Source organism: Rubritalea tangerina, from assembly GCF_042683245.1.
Taxonomy (GTDB): Bacteria; Verrucomicrobiota; Verrucomicrobiia; order Verrucomicrobiales; family Akkermansiaceae; genus Rubritalea; species Rubritalea tangerina.
Genome location: NZ_JBHUJB010000049.1, coordinates 22868 through 47938 on the forward strand (window position 1 = coordinate 22868; position 25071 = coordinate 47938).

Genomic DNA, 25071 nt, shown 5'->3' on the forward strand with positions numbered 1-25071 from the left:
GTAAGAGCTAGGGAGCTTAGCAGGAAGTACAAAGTTGTTCCATGAATGGAATGCAGGGTGTGGTCTTCGCTAAAGGAAAATGTTAGATACGTTTAAAGTGTCGACCTTGTCATGGTGAAGGGCTTGGTTTTATAGGGAATAGAAGCGTTTATTTTCGGTTAGTATATGGGTATGAGTGTGCAAGGAAAATACGAGTGGGTGATCGTGGATGGGATTGGTCCATTTTTTCGGGGGTATGAGAAGCGGCGTATCAACTGGTCTAAGATTCCATTGGCTGAGTTACCTGTGGATGGGGCGGGGGCGGATCGCTATTGGGCGGGTGTGTGTGAGGATATGGTGGAATTTGTGGGGCGTGTGCGCGCGCACGGGTATACAGCGGTGACTTTAGATGATGTGGCGCACTTGGTGTCGAGGGAGGGGCACGGTGATGGGTTATCGTTACGGGTATCGCGCCTCCAGCTTGAGATGCGTCGAGTGATAGGGATTATTAAGGAGGCGGGTTTGAAGGTGTTGATGACGAGTGATGTGATACCGATGACGGAGAATCAGCGAAGGGGTTTTGCGGGAGATCGCGAAGCGATGTCGAAGTATTTTAAGGATTTATTGGGAGAGTTTTTAGAGTCCTTTCCGGAGGTAGACGGGGTGGTGTTACGATTGGGCGAAGGAGATGGCAAGGATGTGAAGGGAGACATAGCTAACGAGTTATTTATCAAAACTGCTGCAGAGGCTAACGTTTTGATGGGGGACTTATTGGAGTTATTTGATTATCACGAGCGTTATTTGATATGTCGTACTTGGACTGTGGGGGCTTATCCTGTTGGAGATCTCATTTGGCATCGTAAGCGCATCCAGCGATTACTGAGTGGGATCACAAGTTCCTATTTTATTTTATCGTTAAAGTACGGTGAGAGTGACTTCTTTCGATATCTTCCCTTGAATCAAGCTTTCCATGAGACAAGTGTGGCGAAGGTGGTGGAGTTTCAATCGCGCCGGGAGTACGAGGGGGCTGGTGAGTATCCAAGTTTTATTGGTTGGCAGGTGGAAGCTTATGCTCGTCAGTTAGAATCTGCGGAAAACTTGGTAGGGTTTAGTGTGTGGGTTCAGACGGGTGGGTGGCATGCTTTTCGTAGGCGCAGCTACATGGGGAAGGGATCATACTGGGTGGAGCTCAATAGCGTGGTGACGGTATTGGTGATGCAGCATGGGATGCGTGTGGATGAGGCGCTGACGAAGTGTTATGGCTCGATCAAGTTCGATGCGGTGAAGCAGTTCTTGGAGCTGAGTGAGGAGGTGATTATGAAGGGCTTATATGTGGAAGAGTTTGCCCAGCAGAAGTGGTTCTTCAGGCGGGTGAGAATTCCTCCTCTATTGCACGTGTATTGGGATTCCATTTTCTTCCAGCATCCGATGAAGAAAGTGATGAAGCATTTTGTGCACAATAAGCAGGGGGCAGTAGAGCAAGGCTATGCCGTGTTAGAGAACTTTGATAGGATGGAGCAGTTGGCACAAAAGATTGGTTGGGGGACAGAGGATGTTTGTTTTATGAGAGACACTTTTGCGATGATCGCCTTGTCTCGGGAATACCTTTTCATGCCATTTGATCAGGCTCTCAAAGATCGGGTAATGAAGGCCAAAAGGGAGTACAAGTTAAAATATCCGAGGAGTGTGAGGCCGCGGTATCGCGTGAAGACAAACTTTGATCGCATGGCTGTGAGCCATGAAAAGCTGCGGTTGTTACAAAGGGTCTTTCTCAGGAAGAAGCGGGGATATCGCTTTATTGACCACTTGCTGACGCTTTATTTACTGGGGATGGTTTATCGGCTCTTTCATAAGCGTTATGAGAAGAGCCTGCCGAAGTTTGCGCGCAAGAGTGCGATGGGGATCGATGCTGTTTTGAAATGAGTGATGTTAGGTGTTAGGAGCTGTTGGTTTCCAGCCTAAACGTTTTTCGATAGCTTGAATCATGAGGCCGGCGATGTCCTTGCCCGTGGCGGTTTCTATGCCTTCGAGGCCGGGGGAGGAGTTGACCTCAAGCAAGAGGGGGCCTTTGCGTGAGCGGATGATGTCGACTCCAGCAACTTGAAGGCCGAAGCATTTAGCAGCTTTTACGGCTAGGGTGCGTTCTTCACGGGTAATTTTGACAATACTGGCGGTGCCACCTTGGTGGATGTTTGCTCGGAATTCACCAGCTGCGGCAGTGCGTTCGATTGCGGCTACGACCTTGCCGTCGATCACAAAGCATCGGAGGTCTTTGCCTTGGGCTTCTTTGACAAACTCTTGGACGAGGAGGTTTGCGTTGAGCGATTTAAATGCGTTGATGACGGACTCTGCGGCTTTTTTTGTTTCCGCGAGGACGACGCCTCTTCCCTGTGTGCCTTCCAGAAGTTTTACGATGAGTGGAGCGCCACCTACCATTTCAATGAGGTCATGGGTATCCATGGGGGAGTTGGCGAATCCTGAGGTTGGGATATCGAGGCCTTTCTTGAGCATGAGCTGCATCGAGAAGAGTTTGTCTCGGGACTGGCTGATTGAGTCAGAAGTGTTGAGGGCAAATTTTCCGAGGCTTTCGAAATGTCTGGTGAGCGCGCAGCCATAGAAGGTGACACTGGGGCGGATACGGGGAATGACGGCATCCATGTTATTGAGACTTTTCCCGCCGCGAGAGAGGACCTCTGGATGTTCGGCATCCATTTTTAGGTAGCAATGTTTGATATTGAGGAAGTGCATGTGGTGGCCGCGTTGCTCACCAGCTTCAATGATCCGTTGGTTGCTGTAGAGGTCGGGGTTTGAGGCGAGGAGGCCAATGTTAAGCCCTTCGAGTTTGGGCTCTGGATTACCGTAGAGAGCTGTGATTTGCTCTGGGCTGCGGTCTCCGTGGCAGAGTTCTTCAGATGGATCGACCAGCATACGTCCTTGCATGGCCTCACGGCCAAGAAGCATGCGGTAGCCCATATTGTCTCTGTTAGATAGTGTGATGTCGATGCTCTGATTTTCACCAGCGAGCTCCATTGTGGTGCGAATCACGTAGCGTTTTTCGCGTTCACCGTTAGACGACTTGATGATACGTCTGTCAGTGACTTTGGCCTCACAGCGCACGGTGGTTTTACGATTTTTTTGGATGGGGTGGACATCGAAGTGGACCCAAGTTTCGCCATTGCGTTTGAAGCTTTGGATGTTGAAGGCGTGGAGAGAAGAGGTTTTGGCGCCTGAGTCAACGCGAGCTTTAATAGCGGGGACGTTGAGGCTGGGGAGGGTGAGCCATTCAGCGCTCCCGACGATAATTTTACTAGGGCTATTCATTTTGTCAGAACATCAAATTTACCTTGTGTGATGGATAGTTTGCGCGATTGGGATTGCAACAAAAAAGGCACAGAGCCGGAGCTCTGTGCCATTCATTGTGTGTGGTGTGGTAGAGAAAGGTTAACGGATGCGTTCGAGCAACCAGGGGAGGAGATCTTTGATTGCGACGCGTTCTTGCTCCATGGAGTCACGGTGGCGGATAGTCACCGTGTCAGTGAGGTCTTCGCCGTTGGGGCCTTCTTCGCCAAGAGTTTCGAAATCAATAGCGATACAGAATGGTGTGCCGATTTCGTCTTGGCGACGGTAGCGGCGGCCGATAGCAGCGGCTTCGTCGTAGAAGACATTCATGAAGGGTTGGAGGAGGTGTTGAACTTCCTTGGCCTTAGCAACGAGCTCTGGTTTGTTTTTGAGCAGTGGTAGGATAGCGGCCTTGATGGGAGCGATGCATGGCTTGAAGCGCATGACGGTGCGTTCATCTTTTTTGCCCCCTTCTTTAGTGAGGTCTTCGACTTCGTAGGATTCACAGAGAAGAGCGAGGACGGTACGGTCGCAGCCAGCAGAGGGTTCTACGACGTGCGGGATGAAGCGTTCTTTTGTTTCTTCATCGAAGTACTCGATATTTTTACCTGAATGATCTTGGTGTTTTGTGAGGTCGTAGGCACCGCGGTATGCGACCCCTTCGAGTTCTTGGATTCCGAATGGGAATTCGTACTCGATATCGTAGGTTTTAGCGGAGTAATGGGCGCGTTCACCGTCTGGGACATCGAGGATGTGGAGTTTGGTGCGCGGGATACCGATTTCTTCGTAGAAGGAAAGGCGCGCTTCGAGCCACTCGTCGGTGAGGCGCAGGCCGTCTTCTGGGCGGCAGAAGAACTCGATTTCCATTTGTTCGAATTCACGTGAGCGGAAGGTAAAGTTACGCGGGTTAATTTCGTTACGGAATGCTTTACCGATTTGCGCGATTCCGAATGGGAGTTTCACGCGAGACGAGTCGAGGACGTTCTTGTACTGGACAAAGATGGTCTGAGCTGTTTCAGGGCGAAGGTAAGCGACCGCATTTGGGTCGTTGTCGTCCGAGGAAGCTCCCATTTTGGTTTGGAACATGAGGTTGAACTCACGCGGTTCGGTGAGAAGGGAGCCATTTTCAGGGTTGTATTGGGTGGTGTCGACTTCCTCGGTGGTTGTCTCACCGGCAAGCTCTAATTTCTTGGGAGCGATTTGCTTATCACTGAGGAATTGTGCGTAGTATTGCTTGGCGGTTTTACGCGCTTTATTTTCGTCTTGGTTCGCACTTGGGTCGATGAGGACGGAGAATGGTTTTTCAACGGACCAGCCGGACTCGGAGTGGCTGGCACCGGTATAGTGGTAGGCTGTACCCGTTTGTGGCTCAATTTGGTCTGCGCGGAGGCGTGCTTTTGAAAGCAAGCAATCGCACATTGGGTCAGAGAAACCACCGACGTGGCCTGAGGCAGTGAGCACGGCTTGGTGGGTGAGGATAGAGCCATCCATACCGAGGATGTCGTCGCGTTCTTGGACATTTTTACGCCACCAGTATTCTTTGAGGTTGCGTTTGAGTTCGGCGCCGAGTGGGCCGTAGTCCCAGCAGCCATTCAGTCCGCCGTAGAGTTCTGCGGATTGGTAGATGAAGCCTTTGCTTTTACAGAGGGAGACAATTTTCTCCATCTTCTGTGGGTCGGTATTTTCTCTTTGAGCCATGGTAAAAAGTGATTGGTGGACGCGGATAAAAGCAGCGGCGGGGCTGAAGGGCAAGAGTGAACTTTGCCACCGAAGTGGGCTAGCGGAGATAATCCTCAATTGCAGCAACTACAGCCATCACAGCAGCTACAATTGCCGCAGCAATCGCAGCCATCGCAACAGTCGCCGAGCTCACAGATGCTGGAGGTATCGTTAGATTTTGAGCAGGAACTACATTCTAGGAGATCTGCACAGCAGCAACAGTCGCAGGTGTCACAGCAAGTGGTTGATTGTGAGCTGTCTTTTTTCTTCCTTTTCTTGCGTTTGGAGGAAGGAAGCGGGGGCTGTAGAAGCTCTTCGTGGAAAGCACTGGTTTGGAGCTGGATGGCATCGAGCACGTCGCGGTGGCGGAGGGTGGGTAGGGCAGCGAGTGCTTGTTGGAAGGTTGAGAGTGACTGCTCTACGGTTTGAGCAAATGCGGAGTGGGGGTGATAGCGCAGTGGGTTATAGTGGTCTCGCTTGAGATCTTTAAAATAGTCAGCATGGGCGTCTTGGAGGTAGACGAGTTGGCCTAGGCTAAAGCCTATGGTTGCGAGCTCTGAGGGTGGTTTTGGGCAGAGAATGGTGCCTAGGTGTTGGAAGATGTTTTGGTAGGCGTGAGCTGTTGGGGAAGCGGCTTGCTGAAATGAGCTGAGTGGGGTCTCGCGTTCGGACTGTTGGCCTAGGTGAGTGAGGGTGGACTGGGTAGGGAAACCGAGTGAGTTGAGTGTGCTGAGTGCTTTATCCTGCCATGGGGTTGTGGCCCGCAGGACTGACTTAGCGAGCCAGGCTCTAGAATAGCGATGGTCTTGTTGGTCATCTTGGCATTTTGCGCTGAGACCACATACGGCGACAGCAGCGGAGTAGGCTTGGATATCGGAATCTATCAGGAGTGGGGTGGGATTGGCGAGTGGGTTACAACAGGTGCTAGATTCGTTTGCTTGGGGGGAGTTGGAGAGACTGGACCCAATGAGTGAGAGGAAGGTCGAGTCTCGGTTTACAAGGAAGCGCGCGCTATGGCCGTAGTCACGTCGCAGTCGGCATGAGAGGCCACAGAAGTGGCTTTTATAAACCGAGTGTGCGCGTGTCTGGCAGCAGGCTGTAGGTGATTGGGTAAAGCCAAACATAAACGATATGAGAGAATGGATAGAAGAGTGACCATGTCAATGCTGCAAAATTTACAGAGCCTTTACCCACAAGGTGGGGGAGTCTGGTTAGACTGATGGTGTTATGAAAATGCAAGTGATCATTGTTGGGGCTGTACTAGCAGCCAGTGCCATGGGAAAAGAAGCTGGAGTGAAGCAGCAGGTGGCGAAGGTGGACTTTATTGGGTTTACTCAAATGAGCGAGGAGGTGCGGGCATACCGGGAGCTGCGCAGAGTGTCGATTGAGCAATTCAACACAATGGCAAAGGAGGAAGGAACGGTTATTTTAGATACGCGTTCCAAGCGAAATTTTGATGGGCGCCGGATCAAGGGGGCAGTGCACTTAAACTTTTCCGAGTTTTCTGAAGAGAAGCTTGCGAAGTTGATCCCAGACAAGAACACGCGAATTTTGATTTACTGCAATAATAACTTCAAGGATGACCCACAGACCATGATGTTAAAGTCTGCTCCATTGGCTCTGAATATTCCGACCTTTATCAATCTCTATGGCTATGGGTACAAGAACGTCTATGAATTATCAGATTATTTATCCGTGAAAGATCCACGTGTGCAATTTGAGGGGGACGTTGTGAGGGCTGAGAAAAAGCAGATGTCACGATTGGCTATCCAGAAAAAAGAGTAGTTGGGAACAAAGTTGATTCTGGGTTTGTTCTTCATGCGTGTCTGTGAAGGATAGCCGCGTGAATGGTATGAGATATAGTGCGGTAATCGTATCGGTTGCCGCGTTGTTAGTGTGTGTGTATCTAGCGAATGCTTGGAAGCGTGAGAGCTATAGCCTGGTGTCGGGGAAGCGCGGTGGTGGGTATCACGACTTCGCAGTGGGCTTAGCCTCGCTGCGCGAATATGGAGGACTCAAGGTTGATTTAGTTGAGAGTGAAGGAAGCTTAGCCAACGTCAGAATGTTGGAGCGTGGAGAGGCTGACTTTGGCTTGATTCAGCAGGGGGTGGAGGTGGATGATTCGATACGTGCAGTGGCTGCGCTGTATCCAGATATTGTGCATTTGTTAGTGCGCACGGATACCAAGATAGAGTCGATCACTGAGTTACAAGGGATGCGGGTGTCGCTGGGGATGCAGTCGAGTGGAACTCGTTTGGTGGCAGAGCAATTGTTAGATCATTATGGTTTAGACAAGAAGAAGTTGGTAGATGTTTCATCTTCACCGCGTCAGAGTGTTCAAGATTTGATTGATGGGAAGGCGGATGTGATGATTATGGTGACGGCATTGAGGGCGCCAGTGGTGATAGAGGCATTGGAATCAGGAAAGGTGGAACACCTGAGTTTAGGTGAGGCTGAGGAGGCGGCAGGGGTGTCGCATGGGATCGCCAGCAGGTATGGGCATTTGAAGCCCGTGGTGATACCGAAGCATGCATTTGGGAAGTTATCTGAAGAGGCGATGTGTTTTCCTAAGGAACCGATAGCGGCATTGGCACTTCCCTCGTGGTTAGTGTGTCGGGCTGATATTTCGGATGATGCTGTTTATGAGATGACGAAGTCGATCTACACGCACCGTTACCAGTTGGGTAAAAGCAGTGTTGTGGCTCAGCAGATGTACGCTCCAAATAGTACGGAGCATTTTTCTTATCCGCTCCATCAGGGGGCTTGGGATTATTATCACCGGAAGGACCCTGGTTTTCTGGTGGTTTATGCGGAGGTGATTGCATTAATTTTGTCGGTGCTGATAGCTGTGGTGACCTTGGCGGCGGCCATTCACAAGTGGGTGCAGAGGAGGGTGAAAAACCGTATCGATCATTATTATGAAGTGATCAATCAAAGTTTCAGCGATTTGGAGACAGGTAAGGTTAAAGATTTTAAAGCAGAGGAAGAGATGTTGATGGCCTTGAAGCACAAAGCCATCAACGATTTGGTAGCGGAGCGACTGAACGCGGATGAATCATTCAGGATTTTGCAGGACCTGCTAGAGCAATGCTTAAATGAAGTGCAGCGGCGTCGCGGGATTTAGCGTCTATGTGCACGACGTTTTTTTAGCATGATGAGGCCCGCGAGAACGAGGGCACTAATCATAAGGGTTGCAAGTGAGATGAAAAATCACCGCCTTGCCAGGGACTAAATCATCTCACATCGCCCAGCAAACCAATGTGTCCGCACCACAGTAGTGGGGGAGGTTACCTGTTAGGTGTGGGAAGTAATGTTTTTAATGCTCTGGTTCAGACCGAGGGTTGTCATATGGGGTGATGGTCTTTACAAGGAGGGCATGATTCAGGTGGTTTGTGGATTGATCGTCAATGGTGAGGGGAGGTTGTTGATTTGTCAGCGGCCAGAAGGAAAGGCGCAAGCGGGATTGTGGGAATTTCCAGGAGGGAAGATTGACCAGGGGGAGTCAGCGAGAGAGGCGCTTCGTCGTGAGCTCATCGAGGAACTAGGGTGTGAAGTAGAGGTGGGTGAAGCATTAACAAGTGTTAGGTATGCCTATGATGACTACAGCATATGTTTGATTCCGTATATTTGTCGTTTGTTGGATGGCCAAGAGCCGAAGGCTATTGAGCACAGTAATATTGAATGGGTTCGGGGGGATGAAAGGTTGGTTACATCGGCTGACTATGCGTTGGCACCTGCGGATATTCCTATTTTAGAGGAATGGGTTGAGAGATTTGGGGATTGAGATTTTTTTAGAGCGGATAAGGATAGGGTTATGGCTGGAACGCAGACATTGAGTGTGACTCGATTGGTTAGGAAAATGCGCAATCTCCTAGAGATTGAGCTTGGGGAAGTGTGGGTAGAGGGGGAGGTGTCAAACATGCGTCGTCAGGCCAGTGGGCATCTTTATTTTACCTTGAAAGATGATAGTGCCCAGATGAGCTGTGTGATGTTTCGGGGGAATGCGAGTCGTGCCAAGGTGCAACCGGATAATGGAATGCATGTGCGTCTCTTTGGAGAAGTTTCGGTGTATGAGGCAAGGGGGAGTGTGCAGTTGATCGTGCGTCAGGTGGAAGCTGCTGGGGAAGGCGAGTTGCAGGCGCGTTTTGAGGCATTGAAGAGAAAGTTAGATGCTGAGGGGCTTTTTGCACAGGAAGGCAAGCGTGCGCTACCGAATTTTCCCAAGAAGGTAGGTTTGGTGACCTCTGGTACTGGGGCTGCACTTCAAGACATGTTGAATGTTTTGGGGAGGCGTGCGCCATGGGTGCAGCCGGTATTATACCCGGTGCAGGTGCAAGGTGTGGGGGCGGAGGTTGGAATTGCGAATGCCATTGAGGCTTGGAGTACGTGGCATGAAAATGGGTTACCTGAAGTCGACGTAATAATTGTTGGGCGCGGTGGTGGTTCGTTAGAGGACTTATGGAATTTTAACGAAGAGGTTGTGGCGCGTGCGATCGCAGCTTGCTCGATTCCGGTGGTTTCGGCGGTCGGTCATGAAATTGATTTTACGATTGCAGACTTTGTTGCGGACATGCGTGCTCCGACACCGAGCGCGGCAGCGGAGCTTGTGGTTCCGGATGGGACTGAGTTGATTCGGAAGCTTCAGCGTTATCACTCGGGGATGCAGCGTGCTGTTGAAGGACGGGTTAGGCAGCATGAAGCCCTCTTGGTGAGTATGAGGCGTGGTTCTTTATCGATGTCCGTGGATCGTGTGTTGAGGGAGCCCCTTCAGCGATTACTTCAGGCTGGCAAAGATTTAGAGGATAGTTTGGAGAGAGGTCTGCTGGCTAAGACCCAGCAAGTGGAGCTGATGAAGCAGCGGTACGCGACAGTCCATCCAGAGGTTTTGATTGATGGTCGACTGGAGAGGTTGGAACATCGGAGGGTGCAACTAGAGCAAGTGCTACGCAGGCGGATAGAGAAGGCTGAGCAGTTACTGCAACGTCAGGGGTCATTGTTGCGGGCCTTGGGGCCAGAGAGTGCGTTTGAGCGTGGTTTCTCCATCACTGTGACCGAGGAGGGGCGCTTAGTACGCAGCATAGAAGCGGTGGAGTCCGGTGAGGTGCTTGTAACAAAGTTGCGCGATGGGTCATTGCGCTCAGTGATTGAGTAGTCTCGTATACTGCAGGTGCATCTATGGGCATTGCTGAGCTGGCTCAGGTGACCCGTGTTGTCGGGGGGCACAAAAAAGGCGCACCGATGGTGCGCCCTTTGAGAAATTGTGTGTTGGGGAAGTTTACGCTTCCTCAGTTGCTTCTGGAGACTCAACTGTCACGCTGAGTGTAGCGGTGATATCACCAGCAAGCTTAACTTCAACTTTAGTCGTGCCAGCAGTTTTGATTGGGCTGTCGAGTTGGAGTGCTTTACGGTCGATTGTGACGCCAGCTTCTTCGAGCTTCTTCTGGATGTCGATAGAAGTAACGGAGCCAAATGCTTTGCCGCCTTGGCCAACTTCGAGAGTGAAGCTGAGCTTAGTCTTCTTGATCTTGGCAGCAACTTCTTGAGCCTCGGAGATTTCAGCAGCTTCGCGTTCAGCGCGTGCTTTCTTGAGGTCTTCAGTGTGCTTAAGGTTTTCCTCAGTGGCTTCAAATGCCTTACCTTGTGGGATGAGGAAGTTACGTGCGTAACCAGCCTTAACTTTTACAACGTCGGCTTCGGCGCCGAGATTGTCGATCTTTGTACGGAGAATAACTTCTGTTGTAGCCATGGGAAAATGTTTCGTTCAGATTTGGGGTGCGAGTGATTAGGTGGTTTGATAACAAGAGTCAAGCGGGTTTTAAGCGAATTTCCGTGATGTGGGAGAATTGGTAAGAAAATGGCGACGTGTGAGGGGGATTTGTTTATCTTTGGCAATGTGTGCAATAGAAGGTGGAGCGCTGGCCGAGAGTGATACGTTTGATGGGGCGTTGGCAGGTATGGCATGGTTCCCCTTCGCGGTCATAGACTTCAAGTTGTTGTTTGAAATATCCGGGTTGGCCATCGCTATGGAGGAAATCGCGGAGGGTGGTTCCGCCTTGTTCGATGGAGCGGGCGAGGACCATGCGAATGGTTTCATAGAGTTTGGAAAGTTTGGCTTTACTAATTTTGTTGGCGGATCGCTTTGGGTTGATGTGCGCGAGGAAGAGCGATTCACAGGCGTAGATATTGCCGACACCGACGACGGTGGCATTATCCATGATGTGGAGTTTGATGGCTCTGTCGCGTTTGGCGCAGGTTTGCAGGAAGTGGGGGAGGGTGAAGCTATCGCTCAGTGGTTCAGGGCCGAGGTTTTGGAGCAAGGGGTGGGATTCGAGATCGTGGTCGACCCAGAGGGCACAGCCAAATCGGCGTGGGTCATGGAAGCGCATTTCTAGTCCATTGGAGAGGTGGAAGATGAGGTGGTCATGCTTGCGCAATGGCTCCTCGGAGGAGGCGATGCGTAAGCTACCAGACATTCCGAGATGGAGCAGGATATGGTTGTTTGAGGGAAGCTCCAGGGCGAGGTACTTGGCGCGGCGTTTGACGGCGAGTACGGTCGTGTCACGGAGTTGGTAAATTTCGTCGGAGACGGGCCAGCGGAGGCTGCCATTGTGCACATCAATATTGCGGATGGTCTGGCCCTCGATATGGGGGCGAATTCCACGGCAGGTGGTTTCGACTTCTGGCAGTTCTGGCATGCAATGGTTTTAGTCTGTGTTGGTTTGATAGCAAGCAGTGAGGCTTACAAATTACGTCAGACTTTAGAATTGCGTCAGCCATGTGGGGTGCCTAGTTTTCAAACACCAATATGAAACAAAGAACCTATTTTATTTTGCCGATCGTGGCTGCTAGTTCGTTGATGCTCACATCCTGTGACAAGGGCTCTAAAGAAGTTGTTAAAGAGACATTACCAGAGGGGGCAGCAGAGGTGCAAAAGCCGGCCGGAACTGAGGCCGAGGCACCAGCTCCTCAGGTTGACCGCATCGATGCGTTGGCGAAAGCGGCGGGCTTTGCTCAGTATTTGCCAAAGGGAGCGGATGCGTTCTGGGCATTTTACGATGGCGCTGGCATTGCCAAGCAGCTGAGAGGCTCAGCCTTGGGGCAAGGGATTGAGGAAATGATGGAAGCTGAGGGGGGAAGTTTGGAAGATTTTTTATCTGACCCAAGTTTCCAGCAATTTGCAGATGTTGCGGGAGAAGAGGTTTTCATGGCGATGGGGGATGACACGGCCGAGCAAACTGAGAATTTGTTGAAGGCATCGATGGCTAGCAATTTTCATCAATTCCGTTCATTGGTTGAGATTTTTGGGATGACATTGTCTGGGAGTGATGAGGTCATCGATGAGGAAGAATATCTGAAAGATTGGGCAAAGGACCCAAAGACATTGAAGGTATTTGAAGCTTCGAAGATGCCTCCGATGTATCTTGGCTTCAAGGTTAGCGATGCAGATAAGCGCACTGAGTACGTAGCTCAACTTCAGGGGCTGGCAAGCATGGCATTGGAGGGACAGGGCGAGGATGAGAAGGTTCTTGAGCCGATCGACCAGGATGGGTTTATGGGCTTCACCGTCAAAGGTGACTTGTTAGTTAAGATGATTGAGAAAGAAGGGGCGGATGAGGCTATTGAGGTGTTGGGTGAAGAGACTTTCCAGCAATACATGGACAAAGCAAAGTCAAAGGATTTTGTGATGATGGCTGGAGCGCATGAGGACTACGTTGTGTTGTTCTTTGGATCTTCTGTTGATCAGATGGTTTTCTCCAAAACTCCTCAAGAGAGTTTCTTGGCGGATAAAGGTATGCAATTTGCGCAGAAGTACGCTGACCAGAAATTGGTGAGTGCTCTGTATGTGAGTGAATCTGTTTATGAGGTGCTTGTGCGTTACCAAGCATCGTTCAAGGATATGGCTGAGGGGGTGATTGCAGGCTTGCAGGAATCTGATGCTTATGGTGATACAGCAGTTTTAGAGGCGCTGCTGAAAGATCTTATTGTGAAAGAGAAGAACTACTACGCACCTTTCCGAGGTGGGAGGTTTGGTTCTGTGGCTTTCCTCGATCAAGGTTTGAAGTTTGAGACCTATTACGGAGGCAATGCTCCTCAAGCTGATCTTAAGAGTAAGCGCCAGCTCAGCAAGGTCGGGAAGGGTGATGGAGTGCTCTTTTCGGCGAATTGGGTTAACAACTCGGCTCAGGCCGAACTTGGCTTGCAGTACTTGGATTCTGTTGGTTCGGTGACTTACCAACTCGCGAAGCAAGCCAGTGGCTTAAAGCTTGAGGATCCGGATTTTGAGGAATTCATGACTGGTTTTGACATGTTTGACAACATGTTCAAAGCCGACTTGCTCAAAGTGTGGGGCGCGCTACGCGGCGACATGGTGCAAGGATTGGGCAGTGAGTCAGCGATTGTGATGGATATTGGGGGTGAGTTGCCAACGATGCCGATGATTCCTGAGGAGGCGCTGAAGGAGGCTAAGCTTCCACGATTGAGTTATCTGAGTACAGTTGAGGACCGCAGCAAACTCGCAGCAAGCTGGGAAACACTCAATGCGACAGCGGAAAAGTCGCTCAAGCAAGTTAGTGAGATGTTCGGTGAGAATATCCCGATGCAGCGCCCCTTCAAGAGCGAGTCAAACGGCTTGACTAGCTGGACTTTCCAAATTCCTTTCACGCATCAGAATTGTATTCCGAACGTGTCACTGAGTGATGAGCTATTCATTTTGGGGACCTCTTCAGATTTTTCTGTTGAATTGGCGAAGGCATTTGAGAAGGAAGCCAGTGGGGCTCCGATGGCTGAGATGCAGTTCAATTTTTCTCCTCTGACTGAGCTGGGGGAAAATTGGTTGAGCCAATTAGAGAAGCACTCAGAAGAGTTCATGAGTGAGAGTGAACAAAGCGATTTCGAAGAAGCCATTCCAGTTATGAAGAAGTTGTTAGAAGCTTCTAAGGGGATGGATTACATCCGTTCTGTCTCGGTGCAGGAAGGTGCTGAAATTCACAATACGTTCCACATCAAGACGCAATAGGCGCGGGTGTAGGGAGTTTAATTACACAAAAAAATGCCGAGCGATGTGCTCGGCATTTTTATTTTCTGATAGGCGTGTGAGTTTGGGCTACAGGTGATAGCTCATAAAGTTTCAGCCAGCCATTCCCGGGGGAATGGCCTGTGTCGGGAGAGGCAGGTCAATGGAGTTATCTGAATTAGGTAACCGTGAGTGATTTGGCAGCTTCAGGGGTGAGTTCGACACAGGTCCAAGGGAGCCCGTACTGATTGAGGGCGTCCATGAAGGGGTCTGGATCATTTTGTTCCATATTCCAGACGCCAGCTTCGGAGGTCCAAGTACCATCGAGCATGAGTTTAGCGCCGATCATAGCTGGGACACCAGTGGTGTATGAGACTCCTTGGGATCCCACTTCCTCGAAGCATGCTTCATGATTACATATGTTGTATACGTAGATTGCCTTTTCTTTGCCCTTTCTGTTGCCGCGAATGATGCAGCCGATACATGTTCGGCCAGTGGTGGTTTTTCCTAGGTCACCGGGGTCTGGGAGAACTGCTTTGAGGAACTGGAGGGGAATGATCTTTTGTCCGTTGTATTCGACTTCGTCGATGCGGGTCATTCCAACATTTTGGAGCACTTCGAGGTGTTTGATGTAGTTATCTGAGAAGGACATCCAGAATTGTGCTCGTTTGATTGTTGGGATGTGTTTGGTGAGTGACTCCATTTCCTCATGATACATGCGGTAGATGGAATAGGTTCCAACGCCTTCGGGACATGTGAAACTCTGGTGTGTCGACATGGCGGGCGTTTCCTGAAAGGCACCGTCTTCCCAGTGGCGGCAGGGGGCTGTGACTTCGCGGATATTGATCTCAGGATTAAAATTCGTAGCGAAGGCTTGTCCGTGGTCACCGCCATTGACGTCAACAATGTCGAGGTAGTGGATTTCATCGAAGTGGTGTTTGAGGGCCCAAGCTGTGAAGACATTGGTCACGCCTGGGTCAAACCCTGATCCCAGCAGTGCTTTGAGTCCTGCTTTTTCGAAGCGCTCTTGGTATGCCCATTGCCAGTGGTACTCGAACTTTGCTTCATTGGGTGGTTCATAGTTAGCGGTGTCGAGGTAGTGGACTCCAGCCTCGAGACAGGCATCCATGAGTGGCAGGTCTTGGTAGGGGAGAGCGACATTGATGACGAGACTTGGTTGGACCTTTTGGATTAATGCGACAGTTTCGCTGACGTTGTCGGCATCGACTTGGGCTGTAGAAATAGGAACCTGATAGCGTTGGTTGACGCTTTCGGCGATGGTCTCACATTTGCTGAGGGTACGTGATGCGAGAGTGATTTCAGTAAAGGTGTTAGGGAGTTGTGCGCACTTGTGTGCCACGACTGAACCCACACCACCGGCTCCGATAATAAGTACACTGGACATAATGAATGGGCTGCTTAGTTGGGTGATAAATAGATGGTTTTACAGCAAAAAGTGCAGAGGGGTAAGAATTTTTCAGGAAAATTCAGCCTTAGCTTGCCATGATAGATGATTTGTTCATGATGTCGCAAATCTTGGCGCTAGCAGTGCTATGAAACCCTTTACCAACCTAAAAAAGACTACCTAAATGAGCGATCAAATCGTTGAAATTACCGAGGCAGAATTGCCACAGAATCTAAAGACTCTCTGGTTGAAAGCCTTGTCTGCAGTGGAGATGCAGAACCACTCCTACGCTATCAGCTTGGCAAATGCGGTGTTGAAGGATGCCCCTGGATTTTTGGAAGCGCGCCAGTTGGCTCGTAAGTGTGCGGCACAGGTTGCCAGTGCCTCTGGCAAGAAAAAGAAGAGTGGTGGGATGACAGCGCTTTTGTCAGGTGGTGTTTCTTCGATGAAGCTGGCCGCAGCAGCTAAGAAGGATCCTGTGAGTGCTTTAGTTCAACTCGAAAAAGAGTTAGAAAAGGACCCCTATGACCCGCAGATCAATGATGTTCTTTTTGATACTGCAATGCGCTTGAACCTTCTTGATACTGCAGCATTTGCATTGGAGACCGTTCGCAAGGGGGCTCCGGAGAATACCAAGTTATTACATAAGCTTGCGGAGCACTATTTGTTACGTGACATGCCAGACAAGGCGACTGATGTTTTTAACGACATTGTGAAGCAAGATCCTGGCGACATTGATGCCGTGAAAGGAGCGAAGGATTCTTCTGCACGCGCATCGATGAAAAAGCAGAAGTGGGAAGAGGCTCAGAGCCTTGACGATTTGAAAAAGGATGCTGCGCAAGTGGCTGAACTTGAAGCTGCTGACCGAGCTGCGATGACCCGTGATCAACAGCTTGAGAAGCTAGGTCAACTCATTCAACAATACCAGCAGGACCAGAACAATCTCGCAGTGGTGAAGCAAATTGCGCAGCTCTATGAGGAGATGGAGAACTGGAAGGATGCGCATGCATTTTACGATTGGGCGTACCAGATCAGCAATGGCGACGCCGCTCTGAAGCTGAAGGCTGGCCAGATTGGTGATCGCGTAGCGAATGAGCAGCTCAAGGAGTTGGAGGCTCAGCTAGAAGCAGATCCAAATAATGATGCTCTTCGAGCTCAGGTGGTTGAAGCGAGGCAGTCTCGTGCAAGAGAATCTGTGGCAGAAGCTCAGAAACGCGTGGAGCAAAACCCAACGGACCCGCAGCTGCGTTACGAATTGGGCGCTGCACTTTACAATGCTGGTGAATACAGCGAAGCGATTCCACACCTTCAGCAGGCGACACGGAACCCACACATTCGTACTCGAGTACTCTTAACTTTGGCACGCGCCTTCGATGGTAAGGAAATGCATGATTTGGCGATTAAGCAATTAGCGGATGCCCTTGCTGACCTTCACGCCATGGACAGCACGAAGAAGGAAGTGCTTTACGAAAAAGGTTTGATCCACGAAAAGATGGGAGTAGCCGACGAAGCGCTTGAGTGTTTCAAGCAGATTTACGAAGTCGATTACGGCTACCGCGATGTGGCTAATCGTGTAGAATCATCGTACAGCTAGGTCATCTAAGACGAAGGGCAAGCTCAGTGGGTTTGCCTTTCGTGTTATTGGAAGCGTGATTGCATGCCTGGGGTGGAGGCTCGCGTAGATGAGGTGAGCGTTTCCCATTGATGTGAGATGTTGGGGGCTCATGGGAGTTTCTTGGGCGATCATCAAATAAGAGAAGGCTTCGGGCGGGATCGCTCGAAGCTTTTGCATTTGGGGAAAATAATCTATAATAAAGAACAAATAAGTGTTGCGCACTTTGGAGAAATAATGAAGATGCGCGCTCGAAGTGGTATTCGCTCAAATACGAGCTACTACAACTAATTAAGCAACAAAGGAGACGTTATCGCAGGAAAACCAAGAAGAGGTGGCAACCGACGCCCAAACAGAAAGAACGCTGGTGGCCAAGGCCGTCGATTCAAGAAGAAGCCTGAGGATGACCGCGAGGACAAAGCGGTAGAGATCGAAGGCACAATCAAGACCGTTCTTGCTGGTACTATGTTCAAGGTAGAATTACCTGGTGGACACGAGGTCTTGGCGCATATTTCTGGCAAGATGCGTAAGCGATTCATTCGTCTTGTGGTAGGTGATAGAGTGCGTATGGAGATGTCGCCATACGATACGACAAAAGCACGTATCACATTCCGCATTGGGTAATTGGGCTCAATTTATAAAATAGTTCGGCTAAAAACCCCATGGCTGTAAGGTATTATAGTTATAAGAACTGTGGCACATGTCGTAAGGCTAAGAAGTGGTTAGTCGAGCGTGGTGTTGCATTTGAGGAGGTGGCGATACGCGACACTCCGCCGAGTATTGAAGAATTTCAGAAAGCGTTGGCAGCGGGATATTCGTTGAAGGCGCTTTTTAACAGCTCGGGTGGAGACTACCGCGAGTTGGGGATGAAAGACAAATTACCAAACTTATCAGAAGCTGAGGCATTAGAGCTATTGGCTGGTCGTGGGAATTTGGTAAAGCGTCCATTTGTCATCCTAGATACTGGTGCGCTGGTTGGTTTCAAGGAAGCTGATTGGCAAAAGGCGCTTGGCTAGGTGGTCAGGTGTCGGGTGTAAATTCGTGAGATTTTGCTATTAGCGGAGTTAGAGAATTCTGCTAGGAATTTAATTGGATGGATTTTTTCGAAAACGGTCAGCAAATATTTTTAGCGATCTTGATGGTGGTGGTCTTTGTGGCCTTCGTCAAAGAATGGCTGTCAGCGGAATTAGTAGCTATTGGTGGTTTAGTTGCTTGTGTGTTTTCTGGGGTATTGTCGGTGACGCCTGGGGCTGAGAACAATGCTTTACAGGTATTTGCGCATCCTGCGCCTATCACCGTGGCTTGTATGTTTATTTTAAGTGCGGCCTTAGATAGGACTGGGGTGATTGAGTCACTGGGGAACTGGTTTGAGCGTGTGGCGGGCAAGAGTCCGATGCGGATGTTAGTGGTGATGCTAGTGTTGGTGTCGAGCTTGTCTGGCTTTGTAAACAACACGCCGGTGGTGGTTGTTTTCATGCCGATTGTTTTAGGGATATGTCGGCGCAAGAATTACAAGGCATCTAGGTTTTTGATTCCATTGTCCTATGCGGCGGTCGTGGGTGGCACTGTGACAGTGATTGGGACCTCAACGAATTTGGTGGCAGCGGGGATAGCCAATAAGGTGATGGATCCATTTACGATGTTTGAGATCACTCCATTGGGTATTACGTTTGTGGTGATCACGTTTATTTATTTGGTGACGATTGGGAGGAAATTGTTACCGGACCGGACGACACTAGCGGCATTGATAGATAATGAAACGAGCCGTGAATTTATCACCCATGCATTTGTAAAAGAGGACTCACCACTGTCTGGGCAATTATTTCCTGAGTCGGACTTGGCGGGATTAAAGAAAGCCCGGGTGATTGAAGTACGAAGGGATGGGATTCGTTTACAGGACCCATTGCCACAGATTCGCTTTGAAGCTGGGGATGAAATTGTCTTCAAGGGCGATATTCAGGCCTTGATGGGAATCAAGGATAAGGCGGACGTCGATGTACGAGGTGAGGAAAAGTTAGGTCTAGAAGATATAAGGACTGAGTCAGCTGTATTGATGGAGGGCATCTTGGGGCCGGAGTCATCCCTAGCAGGAAAGAATCTCAAGGAGCTTAATTTCCGCCAGCGTTTTGGGGTGTTGATTCTCGCCGTTCACCGCAAGGGGGAGAACCTACGAGAGCGATTTGAAGACGAGCGTTTACGTTTTGGTGACACTTTATTGGTACAAGGGCCTGCTGAAAAGATGCGGCGCTTGTTCCAGCAGAAAGATTTCATCAACTTGAGTGAGCCGAAGCATCAAGTGAGCCGGACGCATAAGGCCCCATTTGTATTGTTGGCCTTAGCGGCATTCATAGTTATTGGTGCATTGGGGGGGAATTTTGGGATTCCAGCAGTCCCCACAGTTTTATTGGCAATGTGCTGCGCTTTTGGAGTGTTGGTGACGCGTTGTTTGGATCCACACGAGGCGTTTCAAGCGATCGAGTGGAAGGTGGTGTTCATGATTTGTGGGATGTTGGGGCTAGGCATGGCGATGTCGCAGAGTGGCTTAGCTGAGAATACAGCGAAGGCTGTGGTAGGGATGGTTGATAGCATTGGGTTTGTGGATGCGGGCCTAAAGCCCTACATTATGTTGGCGGCCTTTTATTTGTTGTCGAACATCCTCACAGAGATGATTTCGAACAATGCGGTTGCGGCCTTGTTGACCCCACTTGCCATTTTTGTGGGCCTGCAGATGGGAGTTGATGCTCGGCCGTTTGTGGTCTCTGTGATGTTTGGTGCATCCGCAAGTTTCTCAACACCGATTGGCTATCAAACCAACACATTTGTTTACGGTGCTGGGGGGTATAAATTTGGAGACTTCTTCAAGGTGGGCTTCCCGCTGAGCATTATATTATGGCTGACAGCAAGCATCTTGATTCCGATGCTATGGCCATTTTAGTGGGGTAATATGGACGGTTAGTCTTCCTCAGTCGGGGTGTGTGGTTCAAAGGTAGTGGTGCGCATGTATGATTTTGCTTTGGCAGCTTTGGCAGCCTTTTTCTGGAGGTATTCCTGCATGCGGAATGCGCTGTTTTTACCCTTAGGGGTGATGCGGGAGGAGGAACCATCTTCAAGGATTCGGTGGGCTTGTTGATTGTCCTTGAAGGCTGCTTCTAAAATATCGATGAGCTGAGATTTTAGGTTTTTATCAATGATTGGCACCATCAACTCGACACGCTTCTCGAGGTTACGAGTCATCCAGTCCGCAGAAGAGATAAAGAGTAGGTTGTCTCCACCTTGGTGGAATTGGAAGATACGGGCATGCTCAAGGTAATAGTCTATGACTGAGACGACTTCGATATTTTTGGCCTCTTTGCGCGACCCCGTTTTGAGACAGCAGATGCCTCGGATATTGAGTTTGATTTTCACTCCAGCTTTGGAGGCTTTATAGAGAGCATCAATGATATCTTTATCTTGCAGTGAGTTTACTTTGGCCGTGATGAAGGCTTTTTCTCCGGACTTTGCACGGGATGCTTCGCTTGCAATCAGCTCAAGGAGGCGCTTTTTCATATGGGTTGGAGCCGGGAGGATGTGGCGAGGCTGAAGAAGTTTAGATCGTCCAGTGATAGCATTGAAGACCAATGAGGCGTCAGCCCCAAAGGAGCTTTTAGCGGTGAGCAGTGAGACGTCAGTGTACAAGCGTGCTGTTGACTCGTTGTAGTTACCAGTACCTAAGTGGCAATAGCGTCTTAGGCCACTGGTTTCTTTTCTAACAACTAGGGTGATCTTGGCGTGAGTTTTGAGCCCTTTAACTCCGTAGACGATTTGGACGCCCGCTTTTTGGAGTTCTTCAGCGCGGTGGAGGTTGCGTGCTTCGTCGAAGCGGGCTTTGATTTCTACGAGGACAGTGACTTGCTTACCATTTTCGGCAGCTCGAATGAGAGCGTCAATGATACGTGAATGTTTTGCAGTGCGGTAGAGTACTTGTTTGATTGCGAGGACTTGTTCGTCGCTGGCGGCTTCTTCTAACAACCTGAGAACAGGATCGAAGCTATGGTATGGGTGATAGAGGAGGATGTCATTCTTGGAAATCTCGTCGAAGATGGAGTTTTGGAAGTCGATCGAGGTAGATGGTTGGGGTTCCCATGATGGAGCCTTGAGGTCTTCGAAGCCAGAGATGAAAGCGAGTTGCATGAAGTCGCTGAGGCAGAGTGGACCGTTGATGCGGAAGATTTGATCGCTCTTTGCTTGGGCAAGGTTGAGCACTTCTTTTTCGAGAAGTCTTGAGCCGGTGGCGCTCATTTCGACACGTACCGTATTGCTGGTTTTACGGGCAGAGAGCACTTCTTCCATTTCACCGGCGAGGTCGATGGCGTCCTCTTCTTGTACAGCGATGTCACCGTTGCGGGTGATTCGGAATACTGTGTGTGCTCTGATGGACTCGCCTGGGAAAATGGTTCCGGCAAAGCTAGCTATTGCGTCTTCTACGGGAATCACATATTGAATGCCAAGGTCTTCGACTTGGATAAAGCGGTCAACGGATTCGGTAATGGGGATGAGTGCGAGTCGCTCGCTTAGGTTTTCGTCACGCATCAGACAGGCGACGACAAGCGTCATCGCCGGTAGGGTCAGAGCCGGATGTGTTTCATCTACTTCCTGACAAGAGAGGGGGGTGAGCAATGGAAAGATGTTGTCTTCGAAGCGTTGGAAAACTTGTTCCTTGATGTGTTTGGGGAGTTTTTTAGGGGTGGAAATCTTGATGCCATTGTGTTCCAGCTCAGGCAGGAGCTCCTCATTGAGCAGGGTGTATTGCTCGGAGACTTGGGTTTTGATGCGTTTTCGAATCGCGGTGAGCTGCTGTGTTGGTGTCATGCCCGCAATATCTTTTTTTCGTGATCCAGCACTTTTCAATAAGGTGAGACCACCCACTCGAACTTGGAAGAATTCATCCATGTTAGAGGCGGATATTGCTAGGAATTTAAGGCGTTCTAACAATGCCTTATCATGTCGTTGGCCTTCACTGAGTACGCGTTGGTTGAATTCGATCCAGGAGAGTTCTCTATTGATGTAGTTTGACGGCATGGCAGGAATAGTTAGCTAAGTTTATCTTCGACGAGGTTGATCTCGAGTCCGAAAATATTTTCGAAGAGGTCGCCTTTTGACTTCATGGCGAGTCGTTCGGTGTGTGCGTCAGCGACACGCGGGAGGTAGATATGGAGTCGGCGTCTCGAGACACGGATTTCTAGTTCGGTTACTCTGTTAGTGTGGGAGCGTTCGAGGGCGTCGGCGATACGCAAGAGGGAAGCGAGTTTTGAGACGCGCATTCTATTTTGCATATTGAGATCTTTGTAGATCGGGTGACTGGGTTTGGGGAGGGAGTTTCTATGGTAACGGGTGATGAGGGCGACCATTTCGACATCAGCACGTGGGAGACCAAAGATTTCTGAGTTCAGGATGATGTATTGGGAATGTTTGTGGTGGGCTCTGTTACTGATGAAGCCACCACATTCGTGGAGGATAGATGCAATATGGAGAAGGAGGGCGTCATGGTTGCTGAGCTTGTGAAGGTCTTGCAGCTGATCGAAGAGTTGGAGTGAGAGTTTTGATACTTGGCGTGCGTGGGGGAGGTGGACACGGTATTTTTTTGCAATCTTTTCGGCTGAGCGAATGACTTCTTTGGTGAATTCTCCTGAGAGTGAAGGGGTAATGTTAAGGTCGTGAAGGAGACCTTGTTCATAGTCACTTTCGGGAATGTGAACGCGGCGTGCTTCGAAGGCGTTGACTATGGCTAGGTTTATTTCCAGAGCTGGTAAAATGGCTTCAGCTGTCTGGTAATCGACACGATAGGTTTGCACGATTTCGTCATCGTCTTTTGTAGTAACTTTATCGCACAGGTCTGTGAGGGCTTGTTCTGAGCAGGATTTGTCTTTGTGATGTTTAATAAAGTCACGGATGAGCTGAATTTCGTAACCAATCAGAACAATGTGTTCGATATCCGCATCTTTAAATTCTTCGACTAAAGAATCCAGTGGGCCTTTGATTTGTGCGCGGACGCTCTTTCGATATGAGTTAGACCGTTCATTGTTGGCAATATTTTCACCTGTGCGATGAACGCCCATGCGATAGCTGCTATAGGAGGTTATTCTACCTTTTTGGAGGAGTATGGCGCGAGTGTTCCCTGGGCCGACATGCACCACGAGGGTGTTTAGCGAACGCATAGAGGGGGTGTCGCTGAGGCGTCTGCGGGTCTTAAGGTAGATGAGTCTTGTCATCTCACCGTCATCGAGGATTTCCACATCGAGTCCGCAGCTGATGTGGATACGGTTGAGGAATATCTCTTTGTTTGTAGACTCTGAGAGGATGTTAGTAGCGACGACTCGGATAGTTGGTGCTTCTGGAGACCCTGCTAGTTCTGCGATACTTTGTTTGTATCTTGTCAGGATGGTGACGCAACGTTCGACGGTTGAGCGTGTTAATTTTCCTCTACTGAAGACATCGTGGGCGATGGGGACGGATTGTTCGAGGAAGTCGATTGGCTCCACGGATCCTGGACTGATTTCGTGGAAAATGAGAAGTGAGATTGAGCTCGCTCCAATATGAATGGTGGCACTTACATGTGGTGAGGGGGGAATGGTAAGTGGGTCAGAACTCATAGGGGTGAATATGAGTGGTGCTGAAGCTTGATGCAATCAAGAATGTGAAGCGAATATGTGACGAAATTGTGATGCTAGAATTTTCTCTTGAGTTTTAGATCCGCTAGAAGAGATGATCACAGGTATGTTGATTGATGAAGCGAGTACGAGGTACCGGGTTGAGCCCGGACAGGTCATTGATTTAAATATGTTAGATTCCTCCGATAAGGGTTTATGGGTGAGTGGTGTGAAGGCCGAGCATTCTGATTTGCTGCATGAGAAGTTGGCAGAGTTGAAGGCGTTGCAAAACCAGCTATTTGCAGAAGGTAAGCATAAGGTGTTAGTTGTGATTCAGGCGATGGACGCAGGGGGGAAGGATGGCTGTGCTAAGAAAGTTTTTTCATCGATGGACCCACAAGGGGTGCATGTAAAAGCATTTAAGGCGCCACATGAGGAGGAGCTCTCTTACGATTTTTTATGGCGTATTCACAAGGCTGTGCCTCAGAAGGGGATGATCGCTGTGTTTAACAGGAGTCATTATGAGGATATCATTGCGGTGCGTGTTAAAAGGCTATTCCCGGAGCAAGTATGGAAGAATAGGTATAGGCATGTGATTGATTTTGAGAAAATGTTGGCAGATGAGGGGACGAAGATTGTGAAGATTTTTCTGAACATATCTAAAGAGGAGCAAGGTGAGCGGTTGCAAGCGCGCTTGGATGATCCAGCTAAGTTGTGGAAATTTGAGCCTGAAGATCTAGCGGATAGGAAGCGCTGGGGGGAGTTCATGGAGGCGTATAGTGACCTCCTATCTAGGACGTCTACTGATTATGCTCCTTGGCATATTGTTCCTGCAGATAGAAAATGGTACCGAAATTTAGTAGTGGCACAGATTATGATCAATGCCTTGAGGGAGTTAGACATGAAGTTTCCGGAGGTGAAGTGGAAACCAGAAGACATGGTAATTGAGTGATGATAGTAGATATAAGAGAGCTTGAGTTTACGACTCGTGGAAAGGGGACATATGAGATTTCACATGAGGTTGCTGAGGTGGTACGTGAATCTGGACTTCGCAATGGTACGGTGACTGTGTTTGTAAAGCATACGAGTGCTAGTTTGGTATTGATGGAAAATGCGGACCCAAGTGCTAGAAGAGATTTGGAGATGTTTTTTGATAAGTTAGTGCCCGAGGATACTGATTACTTTATTCATACCTATGAAGGCGCTGACGACATGCCATCTCATATTCGGATGGCGTTGACGCGAAGTAGTGAGGTGATTCCAGTGAACGAGGGTAGAATGATGTTAGGCACATGGCAGGGGATATTTCTCTTCGAGCATCGCAGAGCAGTGCACCACAGGAGGGTAGTTGTAACTGTAATGGGCGAGCGCTAGGTAT

The 25071-nt window shown here is 49.6% G+C and carries 20 protein-coding genes; 12 read left to right on the forward strand and 8 right to left on the reverse strand.

What is annotated here, in order from left to right; all coding sequences use genetic code 11:
• Positions 1-171: 171 nt before the first annotated feature.
• On the forward strand, positions 172-1902 hold the full coding sequence (locus ACFSW8_RS12090) for a hypothetical protein (RefSeq protein ID WP_377089532.1): 1731 nt from the start codon (positions 172-174) through the stop codon (positions 1900-1902).
• Positions 1903-1908: 6 nt separating this feature from the next.
• Here ACFSW8_RS12090 and rimK read toward each other — a convergent pair whose 3' ends face one another.
• The 3 genes from rimK to ACFSW8_RS12105 all read right to left on the reverse strand — a co-directional run bounded on the left by rimK (position 1909) and on the right by ACFSW8_RS12105 (position 6161).
• The gene (rimK, locus tag ACFSW8_RS12095; RefSeq protein ID WP_377089533.1) at positions 1909-3300 is read right to left on the reverse strand and encodes a 30S ribosomal protein S6--L-glutamate ligase; all 1392 of its coding nucleotides are present in this window, start codon (positions 3298-3300) and stop codon (positions 1909-1911) included.
• 120 nt (positions 3301-3420) lie between these two features.
• Complete coding sequence (locus ACFSW8_RS12100) at positions 3421-5016, reverse strand: glycine--tRNA ligase (RefSeq protein ID WP_377178344.1); 1596 nt, start codon at positions 5014-5016, stop codon at positions 3421-3423.
• Between the two features lie 95 nt (positions 5017-5111).
• Positions 5112-6161, reverse strand: a complete 1050-nt coding sequence (locus ACFSW8_RS12105; RefSeq protein WP_377089535.1) for a DUF5685 family protein — start codon at positions 6159-6161, stop codon at positions 5112-5114.
• Between the two features lie 103 nt (positions 6162-6264).
• On the opposite strand from ACFSW8_RS12105, the gene ACFSW8_RS12110 reads away from it, so the two are divergent.
• From ACFSW8_RS12110 to xseA, 4 genes are all read left to right on the forward strand, one after another.
• A complete protein-coding gene (locus ACFSW8_RS12110; protein WP_377089537.1) occupies positions 6265-6822 on the forward strand; it encodes a rhodanese-like domain-containing protein in 558 nt (185 codons plus the stop codon).
• A gap of 67 nt (positions 6823-6889) precedes the next feature.
• Positions 6890-8161 carry a TAXI family TRAP transporter solute-binding subunit gene (locus tag ACFSW8_RS12115; RefSeq protein WP_377178346.1) on the forward strand — a complete coding sequence of 424 codons (1272 nt, stop codon included), beginning with the start codon at positions 6890-6892 and terminating at the stop codon, positions 8159-8161.
• A gap of 252 nt (positions 8162-8413) precedes the next feature.
• The gene (locus ACFSW8_RS12120) at positions 8414-8821 is read left to right on the forward strand and encodes a (deoxy)nucleoside triphosphate pyrophosphohydrolase (protein WP_377178348.1); all 408 of its coding nucleotides are present in this window, start codon (positions 8414-8416) and stop codon (positions 8819-8821) included.
• Between the two features lie 30 nt (positions 8822-8851).
• A complete protein-coding gene (gene xseA / locus ACFSW8_RS12125; protein ID WP_377089541.1) occupies positions 8852-10189 on the forward strand; it encodes an exodeoxyribonuclease VII large subunit in 1338 nt (445 codons plus the stop codon).
• A gap of 123 nt (positions 10190-10312) precedes the next feature.
• Here xseA and rplI read toward each other — a convergent pair whose 3' ends face one another.
• The gene (gene rplI / locus ACFSW8_RS12130; protein ID WP_377089542.1) at positions 10313-10783 is read right to left on the reverse strand and encodes a 50S ribosomal protein L9; all 471 of its coding nucleotides are present in this window, start codon (positions 10781-10783) and stop codon (positions 10313-10315) included.
• A gap of 133 nt (positions 10784-10916) precedes the next feature.
• Complete coding sequence (gene mutM / locus ACFSW8_RS12135) at positions 10917-11732, reverse strand: bifunctional DNA-formamidopyrimidine glycosylase/DNA-(apurinic or apyrimidinic site) lyase (protein WP_377089544.1); 816 nt, start codon at positions 11730-11732, stop codon at positions 10917-10919.
• Positions 11733-11842: 110 nt separating this feature from the next.
• Here mutM and ACFSW8_RS12140 point away from each other — a divergent pair, with 110 nt between their 5' ends.
• Positions 11843-14053: a hypothetical protein gene (locus ACFSW8_RS12140; protein ID WP_377089546.1), complete on the forward strand. Its 2211-nt coding sequence runs from the start codon at positions 11843-11845 to the stop codon at positions 14051-14053.
• 175 nt (positions 14054-14228) lie between these two features.
• Here ACFSW8_RS12140 and ACFSW8_RS12145 read toward each other — a convergent pair whose 3' ends face one another.
• On the reverse strand, positions 14229-15455 hold the full coding sequence (locus tag ACFSW8_RS12145) for a saccharopine dehydrogenase family protein (protein ID WP_377089547.1): 1227 nt from the start codon (positions 15453-15455) through the stop codon (positions 14229-14231).
• Between the two features lie 184 nt (positions 15456-15639).
• Here ACFSW8_RS12145 and ACFSW8_RS12150 point away from each other — a divergent pair, with 184 nt between their 5' ends.
• The 4 genes from ACFSW8_RS12150 to ACFSW8_RS12165 all read left to right on the forward strand — a co-directional run bounded on the left by ACFSW8_RS12150 (position 15640) and on the right by ACFSW8_RS12165 (position 20002).
• A complete protein-coding gene (locus ACFSW8_RS12150) occupies positions 15640-17049 on the forward strand; it encodes a tetratricopeptide repeat protein (RefSeq protein WP_377089548.1) in 1410 nt (469 codons plus the stop codon).
• A gap of 330 nt (positions 17050-17379) precedes the next feature.
• Positions 17380-17691, forward strand: a complete 312-nt coding sequence (gene infA / locus ACFSW8_RS12155) for a translation initiation factor IF-1 (RefSeq protein WP_377178376.1) — start codon at positions 17380-17382, stop codon at positions 17689-17691.
• A gap of 38 nt (positions 17692-17729) precedes the next feature.
• Positions 17730-18083 carry an arsenate reductase family protein gene (locus tag ACFSW8_RS12160; RefSeq protein WP_377089551.1) on the forward strand — a complete coding sequence of 118 codons (354 nt, stop codon included), beginning with the start codon at positions 17730-17732 and terminating at the stop codon, positions 18081-18083.
• Between the two features lie 77 nt (positions 18084-18160).
• On the forward strand, positions 18161-20002 hold the full coding sequence (locus tag ACFSW8_RS12165) for an SLC13 family permease (protein WP_377089552.1): 1842 nt from the start codon (positions 18161-18163) through the stop codon (positions 20000-20002).
• 17 nt (positions 20003-20019) lie between these two features.
• Here the strand turns inward: ACFSW8_RS12165 and ppk1 are convergent, their stop codons facing one another.
• Positions 20020-22125 carry a polyphosphate kinase 1 gene (ppk1, locus tag ACFSW8_RS12170; protein ID WP_377089554.1) on the reverse strand — a complete coding sequence of 702 codons (2106 nt, stop codon included), beginning with the start codon at positions 22123-22125 and terminating at the stop codon, positions 20020-20022.
• An 11-nt stretch (positions 22126-22136) separates the two neighbouring features.
• Positions 22137-23696, reverse strand: a complete 1560-nt coding sequence (locus tag ACFSW8_RS12175) for a Ppx/GppA phosphatase family protein (protein WP_377178350.1) — start codon at positions 23694-23696, stop codon at positions 22137-22139.
• Positions 23697-23808: 112 nt separating this feature from the next.
• Here ACFSW8_RS12175 and ACFSW8_RS12180 point away from each other — a divergent pair, with 112 nt between their 5' ends.
• Together ACFSW8_RS12180 and ACFSW8_RS12185 are read left to right on the forward strand one after the other, a co-directional pair.
• Positions 23809-24645: a PPK2 family polyphosphate kinase gene (locus ACFSW8_RS12180; protein ID WP_377178352.1), complete on the forward strand. Its 837-nt coding sequence runs from the start codon at positions 23809-23811 to the stop codon at positions 24643-24645.
• Positions 24645-25067 (forward strand): secondary thiamine-phosphate synthase enzyme YjbQ, encoded by a 423-nt coding sequence (locus tag ACFSW8_RS12185; RefSeq protein ID WP_377089557.1) that lies wholly within the window; start codon positions 24645-24647, stop codon positions 25065-25067. The genes ACFSW8_RS12180 and ACFSW8_RS12185 overlap by 1 nt, the downstream gene beginning before the upstream one ends.
• Positions 25068-25071: the final 4 nt, after the last annotated feature.